Origin of the sequence: Paenibacillus sp. FSL K6-1566 (assembly GCF_038050475.1) — a bacterium.
Lineage (GTDB): Bacteria > Bacillota > Bacilli > Paenibacillales > Paenibacillaceae > Paenibacillus_AQ > Paenibacillus_AQ lactis.
Window position 1 is genome coordinate 4,766,730 of sequence record NZ_JBBOSR010000001.1, and the last position, 19,872, is coordinate 4,786,601.

The 19,872-nt window shown below is 53.1% G+C and carries 15 protein-coding genes; 4 read left to right on the forward strand and 11 right to left on the reverse strand.

The window, feature by feature from the left end:
• Positions 1–100 precede the first annotated feature (100 nt).
• The 5 genes from NST08_RS21210 to NST08_RS21230 all read right to left on the reverse strand — a co-directional run bounded on the left by NST08_RS21210 (position 101) and on the right by NST08_RS21230 (position 5,667).
• Complete coding sequence (locus NST08_RS21210; protein WP_007127643.1) at positions 101–814, reverse strand: MgtC/SapB family protein; 714 nt, start codon at positions 812–814, stop codon at positions 101–103.
• 53 nt (positions 815–867) lie between these two features.
• Positions 868–1,473 (reverse strand): glycerol-3-phosphate responsive antiterminator, encoded by a 606-nt coding sequence (locus NST08_RS21215; protein WP_007127642.1) that lies wholly within the window; start codon positions 1,471–1,473, stop codon positions 868–870.
• Between the two features lie 66 nt (positions 1,474–1,539).
• Positions 1,540–2,349 carry an HAD-IIA family hydrolase gene (locus NST08_RS21220; protein ID WP_341032703.1) on the reverse strand — a complete coding sequence of 270 codons (810 nt, stop codon included), beginning with the start codon at positions 2,347–2,349 and terminating at the stop codon, positions 1,540–1,542.
• A 358-nt stretch (positions 2,350–2,707) separates the two neighbouring features.
• A complete protein-coding gene (locus NST08_RS21225; RefSeq protein ID WP_341342267.1) occupies positions 2,708–4,453 on the reverse strand; it encodes a glycerol-3-phosphate dehydrogenase/oxidase in 1,746 nt (581 codons plus the stop codon).
• Between the two features lie 341 nt (positions 4,454–4,794).
• The gene (locus NST08_RS21230; protein ID WP_007127639.1) at positions 4,795–5,667 is read right to left on the reverse strand and encodes an AraC family transcriptional regulator; all 873 of its coding nucleotides are present in this window, start codon (positions 5,665–5,667) and stop codon (positions 4,795–4,797) included.
• A 132-nt stretch (positions 5,668–5,799) separates the two neighbouring features.
• On the opposite strand from NST08_RS21230, the gene NST08_RS21235 reads away from it, so the two are divergent.
• The 3 genes from NST08_RS21235 to NST08_RS21245 all read left to right on the forward strand — a co-directional run bounded on the left by NST08_RS21235 (position 5,800) and on the right by NST08_RS21245 (position 8,681).
• Entirely contained in the window at positions 5,800–6,858 is a 1,059-nt protein-coding gene (locus NST08_RS21235; RefSeq protein WP_007127638.1) for a Gfo/Idh/MocA family protein, read from the forward strand.
• Entirely contained in the window at positions 6,855–7,712 is an 858-nt protein-coding gene (locus NST08_RS21240) for a sugar phosphate isomerase/epimerase family protein (protein ID WP_007127637.1), read from the forward strand. The genes NST08_RS21235 and NST08_RS21240 overlap by 4 nt, the downstream gene beginning before the upstream one ends.
• A gap of 72 nt (positions 7,713–7,784) precedes the next feature.
• Positions 7,785–8,681, forward strand: coding sequence for a sugar phosphate isomerase/epimerase family protein (locus NST08_RS21245; RefSeq protein ID WP_341342268.1), 897 nt, complete (start codon positions 7,785–7,787; stop codon positions 8,679–8,681).
• Positions 8,682–8,838: 157 nt separating this feature from the next.
• On the opposite strand, the gene NST08_RS21250 is transcribed toward NST08_RS21245, so the two are convergent.
• Together NST08_RS21250 and NST08_RS21255 are read right to left on the reverse strand one after the other, a co-directional pair.
• Positions 8,839–9,870 (reverse strand): Gfo/Idh/MocA family protein, encoded by a 1,032-nt coding sequence (locus NST08_RS21250; protein ID WP_007127635.1) that lies wholly within the window; start codon positions 9,868–9,870, stop codon positions 8,839–8,841.
• A 23-nt stretch (positions 9,871–9,893) separates the two neighbouring features.
• Complete coding sequence (locus NST08_RS21255) at positions 9,894–10,781, reverse strand: sugar phosphate isomerase/epimerase family protein (protein WP_341342269.1); 888 nt, start codon at positions 10,779–10,781, stop codon at positions 9,894–9,896.
• Positions 10,782–11,038: 257 nt separating this feature from the next.
• Here NST08_RS21255 and NST08_RS21260 point away from each other — a divergent pair, with 257 nt between their 5' ends.
• A complete protein-coding gene (locus NST08_RS21260) occupies positions 11,039–11,944 on the forward strand; it encodes a helix-turn-helix transcriptional regulator (RefSeq protein WP_341342270.1) in 906 nt (301 codons plus the stop codon).
• Here the strand turns inward: NST08_RS21260 and NST08_RS21265 are convergent.
• From NST08_RS21265 to NST08_RS21280, 4 genes are all read right to left on the reverse strand, one after another.
• Positions 11,904–13,139 carry an aminotransferase class I/II-fold pyridoxal phosphate-dependent enzyme gene (locus NST08_RS21265; protein WP_341342271.1) on the reverse strand — a complete coding sequence of 412 codons (1,236 nt, stop codon included), beginning with the start codon at positions 13,137–13,139 and terminating at the stop codon, positions 11,904–11,906. The genes NST08_RS21260 and NST08_RS21265 overlap by 41 nt on opposite strands.
• 7 nt (positions 13,140–13,146) lie before the next feature.
• Positions 13,147–14,073, reverse strand: coding sequence for a D-alanine--D-alanine ligase (locus NST08_RS21270; protein WP_007127631.1), 927 nt, complete (start codon positions 14,071–14,073; stop codon positions 13,147–13,149).
• A gap of 1,650 nt (positions 14,074–15,723) precedes the next feature.
• Complete coding sequence (pdxR, locus tag NST08_RS21275; protein WP_341342272.1) at positions 15,724–17,184, reverse strand: MocR-like pyridoxine biosynthesis transcription factor PdxR; 1,461 nt, start codon at positions 17,182–17,184, stop codon at positions 15,724–15,726.
• Positions 17,185–17,882: 698 nt separating this feature from the next.
• A complete protein-coding gene (locus tag NST08_RS21280; RefSeq protein WP_341342273.1) occupies positions 17,883–19,547 on the reverse strand; it encodes a DUF4091 domain-containing protein in 1,665 nt (554 codons plus the stop codon).
• Positions 19,548–19,872 lie beyond the last annotated feature (325 nt).

Below are 19,872 nucleotides of genomic sequence, written 5' to 3' on the forward strand. Positions count from 1 at the left end.
ATGGAGAAGTGTTGGGGTCTGATAATGAAATGGAGCCGTACAAATGTACGGCTCCATGGCTAAACCTTATCTGCGATGCTATTTCCGATCAAATACGTACCTAATCCCGCCAATTCATCCGCACCTGCTTGATCCCCTCGACCTGCCACAGCTGCTCGAATAAGGCATCGATGCCTTTGCTGTTAAATGAATACACCCGGAATTCCATCGTTACTTTCGTTGAATCATCATCGGCAGAGTCATTATTGACGATCATGCCCTGGACGGTCATGTTCGCCTTTTGGAGAAGATCGGTAATGATGCTGACCTGCACGGGCCGATCACCCGCTTCAATCATGATTTTCAGGCTCCCCGACTTCTTAATGAACAAAAACCGGGATTCCAGCTTGTTCAGCACAAGCGTACTGATCAGCACAATGGCAGTCGTAACGACCGCCGGCCAGTAAAACCCGGACCCCACGCTGAGCCCGATGGCAGCAGCTACCCATAACGTTGCTGCTGTGGTGAGGCCTGAAATAATATGATTGGAACGCCGCAGGATAGCGCCCGCGCCAAGGAAGCCGATACCGCTTACCACCTGCGCCGCAAGCCGCGCAGGGTCAAATCTGGCATTGGGATGATTGATAAGCAAGGAGTCAAATCCGTAAATGGAGGTCAACATGATGAGGGTTGATCCCACGGCAACCAACAGATGGGTCTTCAGTCCAGCCTGCTTATTTCTGCGCTCCCGTTCCCAACCGATCAGCCCGCCGAGCAGAGCTGCAAGCAGCAGCCGCATCAGCATCGTTTGCATATCCAGTGAAATATCGTACATTTTCGTTCACTCCTCATCAGCAACCGTTCTATTATCCCCCTCGCTGGCCGGTCTTATTGCATATGCTCATCCTGCCAGCGCCATAGTTCCTTACTGGAGGTCGAAATCCCGATGACGCCGCTCTTTAGAGCCGTATCGAAATCCTCCAAATCAATCATTAATCCACCCGCAATGACGGGCACATCGACTTCCGCCCGGATCCGGTCCATAATCCGCTCGCATACCATGCCTGGCAGCACTTCAATGGCATCCGGATTCGAAGCCTTAATCATCTTGATCCCGTTATCCAGCGAAACGGAGTCAAATACGAACAGTCGTTGAACGGTCAGCAGGCCAAGCTTCTTGGCCTCGACGATGATCGTATTCTTCGTGGTGACAATGCCGTCGATGCCTACCTTTTCAGCCAAATAAGTTACTCCCGCCCGATCCTTCCCGATCCCTTCGATCAGGTCGAAATGAACGAAGGACAGCTTTCCGGCCTCCTGGATTTGTTCTACGATCGACTCGATATTAAATATATCGGTCCTCAAAATAAACACGATGTTCGATTCGGTTGCAAGCACGGAGGGGAGCTCGTCAGCATTCATCAAAGATGTAATGATCGGTTTGCGCTTCAAGCAGTACGTGATTCGCTGCGCGCCTTCTACACTTGTTCTCATGTCTTCACCTCGTTGCCAAGAGCAGCATCTCCGGTTCTCCAGCTGCCCGGGCTTATTTTTTGTACCTTAAGAACCCGCTTCATTTGCCTCTTTCACGGTACGGCTGCGATAAATATCGTGGACCGAATCCAGAATATAGGTTGGCTTCACATCGCTGTCTTTCAAATCCTCCGAAGTCGAGACGCCGGTAAGCACCAACGCTGTGCTCATCCCGGCCTGATTGCCCATTCGAATATCGGTTTCCAGACGATCTCCCGTCATGAGGCACTCTTCAGCCTTAACTCCCAAAATATCAAGTGCCGTCAACGCCGTCAAGACGGAGGGCTTACCCATGACGGTTGTAATTTTCATGCCGGTCGTGCCTTCAATAGCCCCGATCATGCCGCCGCAATCAGGAATATCGCCTCCCGGCATCGGGCATGTTCGATCCGGATGCGTAGCGATAACGGCCGCGCCTCTCTTAATCGATTGGTATGCAAAGTCCAGATGCTTATAATGAAAGTCCCGATCCCAGGACACGACAACGACGTCCGTCTCTTCCGGCGCGGAAGCAAATGTAATCCCGTTATCCAGCAGCTCCTGCTTTAATATCGGCTCGCCGATGACATAAACCTTCGCCCCCGGATGATGCTTGTGCAAATAATGAATCGTTACGAGTGCGGGATTCAAAATGTTATCCAGCTCCACCCGGATTCCGAGCTTCCCTAGCTTTTTCAAATAATTTTCTCGGGAATCGATCGTTTTGTTCGTCAGAAACAACAAGCGTTTATTCAAGCCCTGCAAATAACGGACGGTCTCTACGGCCCCCTCGATCGCTTCCGGCCCTAAATAAATCGTGCCATCCAAGTCAAAGATATACCCTGAAAAATGATCCATACTCGATCTCCTCTGCATGTTCCATCTTGGAATTTTGATAGATTCACAATCTGACTCGTGGGACTACGAAAACGGAGCCGCACGTGGTCTAGTATTCATATGTTCCGGCACAGCCGGTTAGTCCTTGCCGAAACCACTTGCTAAAGGAGCCGGATTTCTAAAATCGCCCATAAAAAATGAGAAGCTCCTCTGCATAGCAAGATGCTCATTCATGCAAAATGAATGATTCCGTTATGCAAAGGGCTTCTCATCATCTCCGCCCAGCTCTATAATCGATAATTTAATACTACATCCAGTTATTCCATTTGACAAGTGAATCATGGGGATCATTCGGTTCGAATGCCGAAAATGGGGACCATTAGGTTTGCGTTAGCTGTTTCGCTGCCTCATCCGTTACAATCAGCTCGGCGGGATCTTGGTCAGGCTCCAAGGGGAACCGCTCAAGTAGGTTGCCTCCTCCAAGTCCCCATGCCATCTGAAGCTGATCCTCAAGCAAACGCCACTGCCTGGCCTGCTCTTCTTCATCCCAATCCAGCAGCTCGCCCATGATCTCCATGACGGGAGCGATCATCCGCTCGGCCGTCTCCCGCTCAAACCATACCCAGCCGGTTCGCCGCAGCAGGAAATCTTCGACGGCAACGGTCATTTCATGCTCGATTGAATAGATCAGCTCTGCCCGCAGCAGCTTATATTCATCCTTTTCCTCAGCTGACGAAGCCCGATAAATGTCCAGCAGCTTCTTGGCGTTCGACCCGTATCTTGCTATAAGTCTTCGCATGGGGTCAGCTCCGATTCCTTGAAGGGCACCCTGTTCGACCATCATTTCCTTGAACCGTTTATAAGTAAGACCGTTCAGGTCCCCTCCGCTGATTGGCGTCCGGTCGGTCATGCAAGGAGGATAGATCGTTCCATCCGCATCCTGGATGTGCTTAGCCACGAGGTCCACAACGGACATCGCCCTCTTGCGAAATCCGGTTAGATTTCCTGGCCTCGCTGTGATCAACCCTGATTCGGATATGAGAATGCCATCCTTCCCGGTCATGTCGGGAGACTGTCTGTTCTCCGGCTTGAACATCGCGCTTAATCCGCACCAGCCTGATTCGATATCCCCATGCTCCAGGCGGATTCCGGGGAACAAGCCGTTGACGGCGCCCATCAAATACCGCTTATCCTCGTCCGTTATATCTGGTGTCCCGACACCTCCTTCAAACGGAGTCCCGGTCATACCGATGCAAGTCTTAGAATCCTTAGGGATGACGAGGACTCTCCTTCCTCCGGGACCTTCAAAACAAACAGCCTGACGAACAGGGAGTTTGTTATAATCGACAACAAGATGCACCCCCTTGGTCAATTGCAGCTGCTCGCTGGCCAGCGAGTTGTCCATTTGCCTTACCTGATCCGCCCATGGGCCGGCGGCATTCACAATTTGGCGGGCGAGGATCGGATATCGGATTCCGCTTGAGCGGTCCTCGACACGGACGCCTGCAATCCTCCCGCCCCGATAGATAAAACCCAACACTTTTGCGTAATTGACCATCAGCGCGCCCTTCATCCGGGCAGCCTTCAGCACCTCAATCGTCAATCTCGCATCATCAGCCCGGTACTCACGGCAGTAGGCCGCCCCTTTTAACGCGTCCGAATTCAGCAGGTTTTCCAAAGACAGGGTTTGTTCCCGCCGGTACATCCTTCCCCGACGGCTAGCCTTCGCACCGGCAAGCCGATCATACGCATACAGCCTGATGGAACTCGCCAAATAACCGCTGGGCTGATGTTTATAAATCGGCAGCAGCACTGGAAGCGGTTTCACCAAATGGGGGGCGCAGCGACGCAGCAATGCCCGCTCGGTACAAGACTCGCGTACCAAACGAAGCTTCCCTTTCCTGAGATATATCAATCCGCCATGGATCACCTTGGCGGATTTGCCGCTTGTTCCGGAGGCGAAATCATTCATCTCCACCAAGCCGACCGTCATTCCACGGCAGCTGGCGTCCCAGGCAATCCCGGCGCCCGTAATGCCACCGCCGATCACCAGAACATCCAGCTTGCCCCTCTCCATGTCCTGTAAATATTGGGCCCGCAGCTTTGCGGATAACCCTTCGTTCACCGTCAATCACCTCTTTCCCCAACGCCTTGATATAAGAAAAACGTCTATCGACGTGCTTTCAAGGAAGACAAACCTCGTTTAGCAGTAGTTTTTTGCGAGATCTGGCAGCAGCTTCCTCCGGAGTTTATAGCTTCAGATAGCTAAAAAAGAACCGCATCTGCCGAAAATGCGCACGTCATACGCATCCATAGCAAAAGGGTCCTCCATGATCTCCGCCCGCTTATGCATTTAAGATAATGATATTCATTATAGGATGCATTGATCTATATGTCTACAGTCTTATCCTATGATACAGCGGCACGGCGTATGAACTGCCTGCACATGGATCAGCTTATGACAGATCAATGAGAAACAGCACTGTTTTTTCTTAAAAAAGAAGGGGCAAGCCGTTTATATTTCTTGAAGATGCGGCTGAAATAATAAATATCCTTGAACCCCGTCGCTACCGCGATCTCGGAGACGGTAAGCGGGCTGCTTCGCAGCAGATAATCCGCTTTATTAATCCGGGTCTCGTTAACATATTCCGTTACGGTTCTTCCGCTCAGCTCTTTAAACAACCGGCTGAAATGATATCGGCTGAGACCGGCCATCCCGGATAGCAGCTCGACCGAAAGCTCCTCCTTGTAATGCTCCTCAATGTATTTGAATATCGGGGCAAAACGCTCTACGTTCTTCATCCGCTCCACATATTCATCCTGTGTGAGAACGGTTGCAACATAGCCTCTCAAGAGCAGCGTAAGCAAGCGGTACAGCTCGGATTTAATGGCGAGCTCATAACCGAATTCCCGCTTTTCCAGCTCTTGGATGATCGCCAGCATAGATGAAAGAACGTCATCTCCGTTAACCCGGTTGGCGAACACCAGACGATTTTGGGTAATCGGCGTAATGAATTTCATCTCCGGCGCATCCAAGGAATGGCTCTGGAGCAGCGAGAAGTCCACGATTAACGCATAATAGAACAAATGATCAGACTGACTGATTCCATAATGAAGCTCATTGCGATTAATGACAATCAAATCGCCTTCGCGGGCATGCAAGGTGGAGGAACCACACTCCAGCATTGCTTCTCCGGAGACAAAATACAAAATTTCCAAATGCTCGTGATAGTGGCGATTAAACATGACCTGTCCCCTGCCCTCGAACTGGCAGAGATGAACCTTGATCGGAAATTGGGGGTCCGGCATCGTCATCGGTTCCCGCAGTGTATGGTCCAATGCTATGGTCTCCTTTGAACTTGATCAAGACAGCACGATCGTACAAACAAAAAGCACGGTTTATCATGGTGTCTTTCCTTAGAAGCATTATAATACAGAAGTGTAATGCAGTAAATTCAGAGGAGTGAAATCATGAAATCAATTAATGTTGGGGTCATTGGAACTGGTTCGATCTCTGCTATGCATTTGCAATCCTACCAAAAACACGCGAACGCGAATCTGCTCGCGGTATGTGATTTAAATGAAGAACGCGCACGGCTTGCGGCTGAAAAGTACGGCGCTACCAAAGTATTTACAGATTATCGCGAGCTGCTGGCCGATCCTGAGATCGATGCGGTAAGCATCTGTACCTGGAACAATACCCATGCCGAGATCAGCATTGCCGCTCTTAACGCCGGCAAGCATGTCCTCGTCGAGAAGCCGCTGTGCCGTACGGTCGAGGAAGCGCTGCGCGTTCAGGAAGCGGTGAAATCCTCCGGCAAGCTGCTTCAAGTCGGCTTTGTCAGACGCTATGATCCGAATGCTCAAATGCTGCGAGAGTTCGCGGACAAAGGCGAGTTCGGGGAAATTTATTTTGCGAAGGCCTCTTCGATCCGCAGACTCGGAAATCCGGGCGGCTGGTTCTCCGACATTGAACGTTCAGGCGGCGGACCATTGATCGATATCGGCGTTCACGTCATTGATCTGTGCTGGTACATGATGGGACGTCCGAAGCCGGTAGCGGTCAGCGCCAATACATACCGCAAGCTGGGCAACCGTTCCAATGTCCGGAATCTGTCGTTCTATAAAGCTGCAGATTATGATGCAGAGAAGAATACGGTTGAGGATATGGCCAATGCGATGATCCGATTTGAAAACGGTGCTTCCTTGCTGGTTGATGTCAGCTTTACGCTGCATGCGAAGGATAATCAGCAGTCCGTCAAATTGTACGGCGACAAGGGCGGATTCGAGATCGATCCTGAAGTTGTCATCGTCACCGAGAAGCATGATACGATCATCAACATCCAGCCTCAAACGGACCACAAGGGATTTGACTTCAATTCCGCTTTCCAGAGTGAGGTCAACCACTTTATCGCAAGCATTGAGAACGGAACCCAGCCGCTCAGCCCGGTGGAAGACGGTGTGGAGATTATGAAAATTCTGTGCGGTATCTATGAATCCGCCGAAAAAGGAGCTGAAGTTCTGCTATGAAACTTGGCGTAAGCTCGTACAGCCTGTACCAGGCCATGAACAAAGGTGAAATGACCATAACCGACGTGATCGACTACATTGCCGAAATCGGCGGTGAGCATATTGAGATCGTGCCCCTCGGATTCAATTTAAAGGAAAATCCGGAGCTCATCGATACGATTAAGTCCCATGCCGCCGCCAAAGGGCTCGAGCTCTCCAACTATGCCATCGGCGCGAACTTCGCCGAACTCGACGATGCCGCTTATGAGGCAGAGATCGAGCGCGTAAAAAGCGAGGTCGATATCGCGGCAGCCCTGGGCGTAAAGCGGATGCGCCATGACGTGGCAACGTCCAAGGACTTGTCGCTCGTTCATTTTATCGAGGAGCTCCCTCGCCTTGCAAATGCCTGCCGCATCATCGCGGATTATGCAGCCGAGCGCGGCATTATCACCAGCGTGGAGAATCACGGATATTTCATTCAGCACAGCGACCGGGTGAAAGCGCTTGTCCAAACCGTTAACCATCCAAACTTCAAGACGACGCTGGACGTCGGCAACTTCATGTGTGCGGATGAGGAATCCACCGTAGCCGTGAAGAACAATATCGGTCTCGCCTCCATGGTGCATTTCAAGGACTTCTATTACCGTCCGGCTAGCCGTCCTCCAGGCGGAGGCTGGTTTAACACGTCTAGCGGTAACTGGCTTCGCGGTGCCATTGTCGGCCAAGGCGACATTAAGATTCCAGAAGTGATTCGCATCGTGAAGGAATCCGGTTATGACGGCTACATTTCCATTGAATTCGAAGGCATGGAGGATTGCCGCACCGGAACCAAGCTAGGCCTGGAGTATGTGCGCAAAGTGTGGAACGAAAGCTGAGCTTTTCATTTTTGATATTCAATCAATAGAAGCAAACGATCGACGACAAAGATTGAGGGAGGAGTTTAAGCGATGTCGAAGCCTATCATGCCGAACAAAATCGGCGTTATTGTTGACAGCTTTCGGGTTGGCGTAAGAGAAGGTTTGGTTAAGGCGAAAAATGTCGGTGCCGACGGTGTTCAGATCTACGCTGTTCATGGAGAGATGGATCCGGCCAATCTGTCCGTGTCCGCACGGAAGGAACTGAAGGATTATATTGAATCCTTGGGCCTTGAAATCTCGGCGCTGGTGGGAGACCTGGGGGGCCACGGTTTCCAGGATCCGTCCGAAAATGGGGCCAAAATCGAGAAGTCGAAACGCATCATGGAGCTGGGTCTTGAGCTTGGCACCAATATCGTGACCACCCACATTGGCATCGTGCCGCAGGACCGCAACAGCCGCATATACGAGACGATGCACAACGCCTGCCTCGAGCTTAGCACGTTCGCCAAATCCATGAACGCGTTCTTTGCCATCGAGACGGGGCCGGAGCCTTCCGCCCATCTCAAGTCCTTCCTGGACGGTCTTGGCTCGAACGGCGTGTCCGTGAACTTTGACCCGGCCAATATGGTGATGGTGACCGGCGATGATCCTGTCCAAGGCGTATATAATCTGAAGGATTACATCGTCCACACGCACGCGAAGGACGGTATCAAGCTGGCCGAGTTTGTGGATCCGCGTGACGTGTACGGAGATTTCGGTTATGAAGCACCGGCACTTGATCATGACAAAATTGCCGACATGGCGGAGTCCGGCGAGAAGTTCCGTGAAGTTCCGCTCGGCGAAGGCAGCGTAGATTGGCCTGCATATCTTCAAGCCTTGAAGGATATCGGCTACACCGGATATTTGACGATCGAACGTGAAGTGAAAGCCAATCCGGAGGCCGATATCAAGCTGGCGGTTGACTTCCTGAAAACGTTCCGTGCGTAGCGCCTAACGAATACTTCACAATTGTGAGACGAAAGAAACGGGGCTGTCCCGCAGATGAACTTCCCCCTACAGTAGCAGGCTTTAGGATTTCGCCTGTCTACCATATGGGGAGCATCTGGGACAGCCCCGTTTTATTAGGGATACAATATTTATACGCTTACGATACGCTCTGCTTCCCGGACAGCGCTTCCAGCGCTCCCTGAGCCTTGGCCGAGCGGATCTCCGCTTCGATGATTTCCAGTGAGCCTACGGCACTCTCCGGCGTGCATACCGTTACAGCCTTCCCTTGTGCCACGCTGTCAATGAAATAGCGGAGCTCGCGGTAATATCCGGAATCACCTGACAGCTCAGCCGTAAAGCCCGGCGCATCCTCTGGATACACCTTCACTTCATTGTTTTCAAATACAATCGTAGCCTTCTCCAGGTTCACTCGGTACCCCATATAGAAGCCGTGGTCGCCATGCAGGGTCCAATCCGCTCTGGCCGTAATGACCTTGCCGTCCGGATAGCTGTAATGCGTCGACACGATATCGTACGAGCTTCCTTCGATGATATTCTTGGCGAAAGTAGATACATGCTGCGGTCTGCCTAACAGCCAATGGATCATATCGACGTCATGGACATGCATATCCGTGATGCAGCCGCCGCTCTTGTCTCCCTCGAGGAACCAGCCTTTAGGCGGCTCGGAGCCGCGGAAGAATTCGCCGGCTACGATTTGTCCGTAACGCCCGTCCTCCAGGCAAGCCTTCAAATATTCGTACGCCGGCCAGAAGCGAAGACATTGCCCGATCATTAGGGTTGCGCCCGTACGCTCAGCCGTCTTCACCATCCGCCAGGCTTCTTCCGAGCTGCCTGCGATCGGCTTCTCGCATAAGACATGAATTCCGCGTTCGAGCAGCATGCAGGTCATATCCGCGTGCAGATTCGTCGGCAAGCATACATCGACGATGTCGAGCTCCTCATTCTCCAGCATGCGATCGATATGGTCATACAGCCGGTAAGGCGTAAGATCATACACTTCCCGCTCGGTCGCCATATTGCCGTTAGCCTTGCTCTCTTTCAGTTCATCAATTCGGATATCGCAAATCGCGGCAAGCTGGATATCCGCTCCTTCATCCATTAGCCGCATGTAATTGTCAAAGTGCATACGTCCCATAAAACCAAAGCCCAACAGTCCGATTTTCAGCAAGCTGATCCCCTCCTCTTCTTCCCTTAAGATTGTCCCAATTGCTCACGCACGGCCGTTTGACGCAGCGTTGGCGTCCGGCCAAGAATCGCATCCATGGCGTTCGAGGTGTTGAAAATGATCTGATCCGAATAGTGCTTGTAAGCAGGGATCATCTCCGCGGTGACATAATTGTCATAGCCGATTCCCTTCAATGCCTCGACCACGGCAGGGTAATCGACGTCTCCAGCCAGCAGGTCCACGAAGCCGTGCAAGCCTCCCGCCTGTCTGCGGTAGTCCTTGAAATGAACCTTCTTGATTCTTGATCCCAGAATGCGAATCCAGTGCTCCGGATAACCGCTGTGCACAACGTTACCTACATCAAAATAGGAGCCGACATAATCGGAGCCGATCTCATCAATAAAGGTGCGCAGCTCGAGTGGAGAGAGCAAAAATTTGTTCCAAACGTTCTCGATGGCAATCGCCACCCCCGCGCTTTCGGCATACGGAACCAGCTTGCGGATGCCTTCCTGCGCCCGTTCGTAAGCTACCTCGTAATCGATAACCGCGGAGCCGGGGACGAAGTCCACGCCAACCGCGCCAGGAATAACCAGGATCGCATCCACTCCAAAAGCTGCAGCCAGCTCCAGCTGTTTTTTGCAAATATCGAATGCTTTTTCGCGCACTGCCGTGTCATCGCTTGTCATCGGATAATCCCAGTACAGGCCAGTAGCAAGCCCGGCGATTTCCAGATTCGCGTCCTCCAGCTGAGCCTTGATGTTCTTAACCTCCTGATCGCCGGCCTGAAGGCCAAGCTCTCCATCCTTATTCAGCGACAGCTCAATCCCTTCGAAGCCGGCCTCCTTCGCCAGTTGGATGCATTCCGCAATAGACGCATCTCCCCGAAACGACCAAATGTTGATCCCTTTCTTCATAACGAATACCTCCCCATTTGTTTTGGTTTGCTGCTAGCCTGCCACGGATGCCGGGTTAGCCATGAAAATGAAAGAAAGCTCCTAGAAACGCATCATTTGACTTTTTCCGTCAAGTTGAAAGGCAGGGAATGTCATGTAATAATACTTATATAATAAACAAAGACTCGTCTGATTGATTTAGATAGAAAAGCGATTTTTTGGACAATTTCGTTATGTTGCCAGGAAGGGTTATGTAGGTTAAAAAGGAGGAACAGCTTATGGCCGTCGAGGCATCGGAATACCCTCTGCAGCGGCTCGCCCCGGTTCAGCAGTGGTCTCCCAGCATTCATTACGCCCAGCTTCAACGAATGGGGACCGGAGCTCTTCCGCAGCGCAGATTGTACGATTTCGAGCTGCTGTATGTCAGCCAAGGAGAGGCCGTCACGACGATGTACGGAAAGCGCCATGTTATTGAGGCAGGCCAGCTCATCTTTCTGCCCTCCGGCGTTTACCATCAGAATGAAGTGACCTCGATCCCGGAAGCGCATTTTCTCGGCATTCACTTTGATTTTTTCGGAGAGCTTGAAATCCAGACCGAAGCGGACATGATTGTGAACGAAGCCGCCGTAGCGGCGGATAAATTTGCCAGGGAGGCCATCTCGGCGGTTTTCCCTCCGCTGTCTTCCCGGACGATTTACACGCCTCCGCTCTCCTGCGTTCAATTAATGGAGCGGGTCGTGGAGGAGTTTACGCTCCGTCCCGCGGGATATGAGCTTGTCTGTAAAGGATTGATGCTGGATATTCTCGTTCAGTTATTCCGCACCCACTCCTCCCAGGCTCTGTCGGAAACGTCGCCCCATGACGGCAAGCTGATGGATTTGATGGCCCGCATTGAAAAAGCTCCAGCCGAAGACTGGAGCAATAAACGGATCGCGGCGCATCTGATGCTGAGCCCTGATCATACCGCCAAGCTGTTTAAGCGCCTGGCGGGGATGCCGCCAAGCGAGTTTGTTCAATCGGTTCGCCACCGCGAAGCACGGCGGCTGCTGCGGGAAACCGATCTTTCGATTGAAGCGATCGGAGACCGGATCGGCTACCCGGATATCCATTATTTCAGCCGGATCTTCCGCAAGCTTGAAGGGATTACAGCGACAGACTACCGCAAGCTTTCGAGAATTCTGTAGGGAAAGCCGCATGAACGGAAGGCAGAAGCTCCGCCGACTTCAGCCAACGGCCGATCCGCTCAACCGCCTCCTGAAGCTGCCCGGAGGAAGCTGCATAGGAGCAGCGGATGAATCCTTCCCCGCCAAGACCGAATACGTGACCGGGCACGGCTGCAACCTTCGCCTCGCGCAGCATCCGTTCGGCGAACTGCTGTGAGCTAAGCCCCGTTCCGGCAATGCTCGGAAAGGCATAGAAGGCTCCCTTCGGCTCGCGGCAGGGAAGGCCGATCTCGTTCAGCCCTTGAACGAACATCTTCCGGCGTTCATCGAACGCCGCCTTCATGGATTCCTTGTCCTCCTGCCCGTTTCTCAGACATTCAATCGCTGCGATCTGTCCCATAATTGGAGCGCAGAGGGCCGTATACTGGTGAATTTTTATCATCCCCTTAAGCAGCTCCCGTTCTCCGCATAAATACCCGACCCGCCAGCCCGTCATGGCGAAGGCTTTCGAGAAACCGCCGATGACGAGTGTGCGGTCCCGCATCCCCGGCAGGGAGGCGATGCTGGTATGCTCCCCGACGTACGTAAGCTCCGCATACATTTCATCCGAGATGACAACCAGATTGTGCTGAATCGCGAGTCTGGCAATCGGGAGCCAATCGGCAGCCGTCATCACAGCCCCCGTCGGATTGCTCGGAAAGTTCACGACGAGCGCTTTGGTTCGTGGTGTAATCGCCTGCTGCAGCGCGTCGGCGGTCAATTTGAAATCCTCATCGGCAGTCAGCTCCAGTTCCACGGCACGTCCGCCATTCAGACTGACGAGCGGAGCATAGGCAACATACCCCGGCACAGGAATGATCACCTCGTCGCCCGGGGATACAAGGGCGCGCAGCGCCAAGTCGATCGCCTCGCTGCCGCCCACCGTGACCAGCACCTCCCGCGACGGCTCGTAGCTCAGCTGAAAGCGGCTGTACAAATACTCCGCAATAGCTTCCCGCAGCTCCATTAGCCCCTCATTCGGCGTATACATGGTCCGTCCGCTCTCCAGCGCCCGGGCGCTCGCCTCAATGGCACGCTTCGGGGTAACAAAATCCGGCTCGCCGACGCCCAGGGAGATCACCTCCGGATCCGCTTCGGCCGCATTAAAGAACTGCCGGATCCCTGAGGGCGGCATGGTTTGCACAATCGGCGTCAGGAAGCTATTCGTTGTATTCATATTCGCTCTACTCCTTGTATGTGGTATTTTCTCTTAACCGTTCCGATAAAGATGACGTAATGATGGCATCCAGCAGCATGCTGAATGAGAGGCCTGCCGCCGCCGCGCTTTTGGGCAGCAGGCTCGTTCTCGTTAATCCCGGCAGCGTGTTGACTTCCAATATAAACGGAACGCCGTCCTTCAGGATGATATCGACCCGCGCATAAACGCTGCACTTCAGCGCCTTATAGCATTGAAGCGCTGCCGCGCATACCTTCCTCTGAAGTTCCTCCGGCAGCTCAATCACCTGCTCTTCGGCTTCGCCTTCCGCGTATTTGGATGTGTAATCAAAGAATTCGGCATTCGGCTTGATCGACACGATCGGCAGCAGCTTTCCGTCCAAAATGGAGCAAGTGATTTCCTGGCCTTCTATCCACTGCTCGATCATGACCGATCGATCCCATTGGAGGGCATCCGCCACTGCCGCTTTCAGCTTATCGCGGGATCGCACAATCCGGGTACCGATGCTGGACCCTCCCGTATTCGGTTTGACCACGAGGGGAAATCCCAGCGACTCTACATTCGCTTCCGCCAGCTCCTCCAGGCTGCTGACGATGAGCCAATCGGCCGTATGCAATCCTTCATACCGAAGCAGCTTCTTGCTGACATCTTTGTCCATGCAGATACTGCTGGACAAGACGCTGCTGCCCGTATATGGAATGCCCATGGACTCCAGGGTGGCCTGTACTGTACCGTCCTCCCCGTACTGGCCGTGCAGTGCAAGCAGGGCAATGTCGATCCCTTCGGTCTTGTTGATCAGGTCGCGCTTGTCATTGATTTCAATCGGGATGGCCTCGTACTTGGACGGATCCAGATGAGCCATCATTTCCTGACCCGTGAGCAGTGAAATGTCCCGCTCGGATGAAACGCCTCCCATGATGACGCCGACTTTCATGATGTGTGACCTCCTTCATGTAATGTGTGTGCAGCCGTAAAGCGGAAAGCTTGCCGTGGGCCTGCTCCGCAATCCGCATGCGGATTGTGCCTCGGATCCCTTCTGTGGGGCTATTCAGCACTACGCATGCGGCGGATTGCAGTTCCCGTTCCTTCTGCGGGTCTATGCAGCACTACGCATGCGGATTGCTGTTTCCGATCCATCTGTGGAGCTATTCAGCACTACGCATGCGGATTGCTGTTTCCGATCCATCTGTGGGGCTATTCAGCACTCCGCATGCGGATTGTACCTCCGATCCCTCTTATCCCCAGATTCCCTGTCATCCCATTTCCGTTGTTGGAATCCGGGGATAAAGGGGCACGCTTCGCTTCTACGGTCCAATTCCGCCTGCTCCGTTGATGCGGTTGTTGTGCTGCTCTTGCTTGGCACAAGTCCCTTTTGGGGACTTGCTCCGCCACGGCAGGCTCCTTTTCGACCGCACAAGTCCCTTTTGGGGACTTGCTCCGCCATCGCAGCTCCTTTTCGACCGCACAAGTCCCTTTTGGGGACTTGCTCCGCCATCGCAGCTCATTTTCGACCGCACAAGTCCCTTTTCGGGACTTGCTCCGCCATCGCAGCTCATTTTCGACCGCACAAGTCCCTTTTGGGGACTTGCTCCGCTACCGCAGCTCCTTTTCGACCGCACAAGTCCCTTTTCGGGACTTGCTCCGCCATCGCAGCTCCTTTTCGCCTGCACAAGTCCCTTTTGGGGACTTGCTCCGCTACCGCAGCCCCTTTTCGACCGCACAAGTCCCTTTTGGGGACTTGCTCCGCTACCGCAGCTCATTTTTGACCGCACAAGTCCCTTTTGGGGACTTGCTCCGCCATCGCAGCTCCTTTTCGCCTGCACAAGTCCCTTTTTGGGACTTGCTCCGCCATCGCAGCTCCTTTTCGCCTGCACAAGTCCCTTTTTGGGACTTGCTCCGCCATCGCAGCTCCTTTTCGCCTGCACAAGTCCCTTTTGGGGACTTGCTCCGCCATCGCAGCTCCTTTTTGCCCGCACAAGTCCCTTTTCGGGACTTGCTCCGCCATCGCAGCTCCTTTTCGACCGCACAAGTCCCTTTTTGGGACTTGCTCCGCCATCGCAGCTCCTTTTCGCCTGCACAAGTCCCTTTTGGGGACTTGCTCTGCCATCGCAGCTCCATTTCGCCTGCACAAGTCCCTTTTGGGGACTTGCTCCGCTACGGCAGGCTCCATTTCGACCGCACAAGTCCCTTTTGGGGACTTGCTCCGCCACCAGACATGCAGCCGCTCCGCTCCATAGTCCGAGCTCCACCTGCTCGTTGAAGCAGCCCCAACGCTCCCACAGCTCCGGCTACCGCCTACTTAGACATGGTAGACAGCCAAGGCTCAGTCCCATTCCTTCTGGACTTCGCTGCAGTGTTTAGTTCCTTCAAGCATGATATTCGTCTACTTTCGAGTTCATCTACTTTCAAGTTCTTCTACTTTCGAGTTCTTCTACTTTCGAGTTCTTCTACTTTCGAATTCTTCTACTTTCGAAGCCTTACTTCGAGAACACCTAATATAGCCCATCTGCAATCAAGTTCTTCTACTTTCCAAGCCTTCCACTTTCGGAAACCCCTAAACTAGACATCTAAACCCACACAATCTCTAGACCATCCTCCTGGCGGTTTCGCCGATGATGCGGATTCCCTTCCGGATGTTGTCATCGGAAACGCGAGAGAATCCAAGCCGCATCGTATGCTGCCCGCCGCCGTCGGTGTAGAAAATATCCCCGGGCGTAAACACCACGCCTTGCGCGGAGCAGGCTTCCAATAGCTCGCGCGTCCGCAAGCCTTGCTCGAATTGAACGAATACGTGGAGCCCGCCGTCTCCGGACAGCCGGTGCTGCGGCAGCCATTCTTCGCAGCAACTTTTGGCCAGCTCATATTTTCGCTTATATTCCGCCTTGGCCCGCTTCAGGTATTTCTCGAAATTGCCGTTATAGAGATACTGGTAAAGCAGGGACTGGTCCAGCGTAGAGGTGTGGATGCTGCGCGCACGCTTCACGCTTTCGAGGTAATCGATCAGGGTTTTATCCGCGAGGACCCAGCCGACGCGCAGTCCTGGAAACAGAATTTTGGAAAAGCTGCCCAAATAAATCACGCTGTTGTTTCCCCCGCCGGCACAGGCGACGAGCGGCGCGATATGCGAGCCGGAATACCGGAGCTCCTCATTGAAGCCGTCCTCTATCACCGGCGTCTCATAATCGCTGAGCAGCCGCAAAGTCTCGAGCCTCTTCTGCGGCGACATCACGATCCCCGTTGGATTATGGTAGGAAGGCACGAGGTACGCCAAATCATAAGGGCGAGCCGCGAGCTCGCGGGCAAGGTCCGTTAAGCTGATGCCATCTTGCTCCATCGGAACGCCGGTGATGGCGTAACCGTGCATTTTGAAATTTTTAATGGCGGTATGGTGGGTCGGATTCTCGCATAGGATGCGGCCATGGCCTTTATTCAAGGCTGCAAGCACCAAGCTCAGTCCCTCTGTAAAGCCGCTGGTCACCAACAGATCCTTGCCCGTTACATCAACGCCTTTATTCTCCATATAGTGAAGCAAATAATCGATCAGCGGCTTGTAGCCCTTGGCATAGCCGTAATTGAGGAGGACTTCTCCCTCCAGCGACATTCGGTCAAGGAAGGCGCGCTTTACATTTTGCAGATCGAACAGCTTCTCATCGGGTGCGATGCTCGTAAACGATATCGCCCCTTTGCCGGCACGGATGCCGTGCTTCATCAAGTCATTCGCTTCCGCCAGCCTCGCGTAGTCGTTCAAGCGCGAAGTCCAGTCCAGCTGTACATTTGCCGGCTGCGCTTCCGTTTCATTCGTGTTGATCGAGGGGATCACGAAATGCCCCTGGCCTTTGACGGCGTAAATATAGCCTTCGTCCTCAAGGTCCGAGTAGGCATTCAGCACGGTGTTGCGGCTGACGTGAAGCAGCGAACCGAGCTCCCGCGTAGACGGCAGCTTTTGATCCGCCTGCAGCGCTCCGGTCGTCATCAGCCGTTTCATATAATCTTTGACCTGTATATAAGCCGGACGGTCATCCGCTAGCGTAAAATCGGAATACATCCCATAACCCCCTTGCCACAATCATGGCATATTTTTGAATGGTCTACTAGAACCACGACCTGTCGCTTTCATGACCGGTGTGGTTGCCTTGCCACGTGACGCCCCATGTCCAATGATGGCTCAAAGAAAACAGTTTGTTCCATGCCGACGAAATTCGGCGTTGGAATCGAAGCAGAACTCGCAATTTCCTATACGGTAATCGTGATAAAAGTTTAACAACCACCCGGTGCTTTTTTGAATCGAATTACTCTATATCTGTGATTGACAGCCCCTAAGATCAGATGATCGCTGGTACTGCACTGCTTAATTCTACCCTAGTTTTCACCTGTTCGGGCAACTACCCGTCCAATCATTAGGTTAGGTTGTTGCAAGTTATTAAAGGTTTAGATCTAAAAAACTCCTCTCGGCAAAACAAGTTACTTCCTCCTTTATCACCTGTCTACCTATAGGGAGCCGGGGAGCCTATCGGTCTGGGCAAAACGAAAAGCCGCTCCGATACATTGTATCGAAGCGGCAAGCATTTGAAAGGGACCAATTTCGTGAGAGTGGCCGGGAATAGAGATTATGCAATCATAGCAGCTACGCATATCACCAGTACGAACCCTGTAATTATGTCGTTGTCTTGGCTTTGTATATAGGAATGATCTCGGGAATATAGCGGTACGCGCGGTGACCATCCACCTCTGCTCCCTTTTCCCTTATTTAACCGCCATCGACTCCTTAATCTTGTCATTAATCCATTGCCGCTTGGACAGAAGCCACTTCTCATCACGCGGATACGTCTTGAATGTGATCGGCTCTTCCAGCCCTTCCTCCAGCGCCTCCAGCACGGCCTCACGGCCGATCTGCTGCTCCAGCAGCTGCAGCGCCCGGAGATCCTGAAGCGCTTCATGGAACACCTTCAGCCGGATCGACTCCACCGGTCCGTCCTCGCCTGGATAAACCAGGAACGCATCGCCGGACGGAAAGCCGCTGTCCGCGTCGGTTACCCGATAAGGATCGATCGCCCGCCGCGAGTACTGGGAGTACCAGAAATTGTAGCCCCAATGCAGGAAGCCTTCGATGTTGTATTTATAGAGCTGCATGCCAAGAATGCGGTTTCGAGCGGAAGGCAGGTTGAAGAACCGGTTGGACACCTCTTTATACTGCGAGCAGCAGTAGTAGGTCCACAGCCCCTCGACTCCGGCTTCGAGGAACGGCTCGATATGGTTGCTTGCCGGAATCGGGCGCTTTACAAGCCCTTCCTCATAGAACGAAAAATCGGAAAGCGCGTCGATAATCGGGTAATCGGGCAGCAGCTCGTTCATTAAACGGCTCGCTTGGCCGTATGCCTCAATATGGGAGGCATGGGGCTCATCGGACACATGGAAATAACATCTGTCGTCACGCCCATGATCCTCGATCCAGTCCACTAAAGCCGGAATGAACTGTCTAAGGAAGGCTTGATATTCCTCACCCGATGCATCGGTCTCCCAGCCGAACAGCTTCTGGCTCTCCCCGTTTACGTTCGCCACAATTTTCGGCGCGTGCTTCGCCCCCCACTGCGTGAAGAAATGGGAGAACTCTAGGTATTGAATGCCGCAGCGGTCGCACAGATCGGTCCAGCGGTCCAGCTTGTCAAATCCGAATCGGTAGGAGCCATCGCCGAGAACCTCAACATCCACGAGCTGCACCGTCGGGCGCTCGCCGCCCACTTCGGTATCCAGCGGGGGAGTAAACAGCGGGGTCAACATCATGTTCATCCCGTGCTCTGCCGCCGTCCGGATATACTGCTCGATCAGCTGCCAATGACGTTCGCTGAACACATCGACACCATAGTAGGTTGCCAGGCAATCCGTATGGAACCACTCGGTATGAATCAGCGTCTGCGCCGGCAGCACAACTGGGATCAGCTCCAGCCGGAAAGTCTCTTCGGCAAGCTTCTCTCCCGAATCCGTCTCAAACCGGAGCCCGATATCGTATATACCGCCCGCTCTGCCGGAATCCGGCTCAACTGTAACCCATAAGCTTCTCCACTGGCTCGGACGCCCTGTTACAGCTGCGTCTGCAGCGAGAGGAAATAACGGATCCGGGTATAACCCCGGGGTGCTTCTTAATATGAACTCGTCATGGTCATGGTACGTCGGCAGGTCCGAAGGGACAAGACCTACAGAGCGAATGGAAATGTACTCGCTCAGCTCGGACTCGACAACGACGCGGATATTTTTCATCAGTTGACTTGAGCGGTAAGCCACTTGAAAAGAAAACGTCTCATTCAGGAAAGCCGCCCCTGCATCATACGGTGCGGCTGCCAGCTCTTCATCGGCAAACACTTTGGACAAGGAGCTGAGAAGCCGGGTCTCGAACGTTGGAATATTGCTCATTCGGCGATGCATCCTCTCTATCGTGATTTGGATCAATCTTTCGTATATCATACTAGCGAACTCGCGGAACTTGCACGAGAAAAAAATGATTTCGATAAAAAAGGGGACCATCCTCCTAGAAGATGGCCTCTCTGTTGCAAGTACGAACGTGTTTGGGCCCAACATGGAATCGTGATACGCTCCCTGGGACGCGCCAAGAGCGCTTCATCGTTGCCCGGTCTTGCCCATGGCCAATGGTAGCACCCGGGTATTGCCCCCATGACCAATGGTAGCGCCGATCCAGCCCCAAGATTGCATCCAACCCCATGTTTAGTTCATTAATTCA

Excerpts from the sequence above, each read along its gene's own strand:
- NST08_RS21210 (WP_007127643.1), bottom strand. The coding sequence starts at position 814 with ATGTACGATATTTCACTGGATATGCAAACGATGCTGATGCGGCTGCTG.
- NST08_RS21215 (WP_007127642.1), bottom strand. The coding sequence starts at position 1,473 with ATGAGAACAAGTGTAGAAGGCGCGCAGCGAATCACGTACTGCTTGAAG.
- NST08_RS21220 (WP_341032703.1), bottom strand. The coding sequence starts at position 2,349 with ATGGATCATTTTTCAGGGTATATCTTTGACTTGGATGGCACGATTTAT.
- NST08_RS21235 (WP_007127638.1), top strand. The coding sequence starts at position 5,800 with ATGAAATCAATTAATGTTGGGGTCATTGGAACTGGTTCGATCTCTGCT.
- NST08_RS21240 (WP_007127637.1), top strand. The coding sequence starts at position 6,855 with ATGAAACTTGGCGTAAGCTCGTACAGCCTGTACCAGGCCATGAACAAA.
- NST08_RS21245 (WP_341342268.1), top strand. The coding sequence starts at position 7,785 with ATGTCGAAGCCTATCATGCCGAACAAAATCGGCGTTATTGTTGACAGC.
- NST08_RS21255 (WP_341342269.1), bottom strand. The coding sequence starts at position 10,781 with ATGAAGAAAGGGATCAACATTTGGTCGTTTCGGGGAGATGCGTCTATT.
- NST08_RS21260 (WP_341342270.1), top strand. The coding sequence starts at position 11,039 with ATGGCCGTCGAGGCATCGGAATACCCTCTGCAGCGGCTCGCCCCGGTT.
- NST08_RS21265 (WP_341342271.1), bottom strand. The coding sequence starts at position 13,139 with ATGAATACAACGAATAGCTTCCTGACGCCGATTGTGCAAACCATGCCG.
- NST08_RS21270 (WP_007127631.1), bottom strand. The coding sequence starts at position 14,073 with ATGAAAGTCGGCGTCATCATGGGAGGCGTTTCATCCGAGCGGGACATT.
- pdxR (WP_341342272.1), bottom strand. The coding sequence starts at position 17,184 with ATGTATTCCGATTTTACGCTAGCGGATGACCGTCCGGCTTATATACAG.
- NST08_RS21280 (WP_341342273.1), bottom strand. The coding sequence starts at position 19,547 with ATGAGCAATATTCCAACGTTCGAGACCCGGCTTCTCAGCTCCTTGTCC.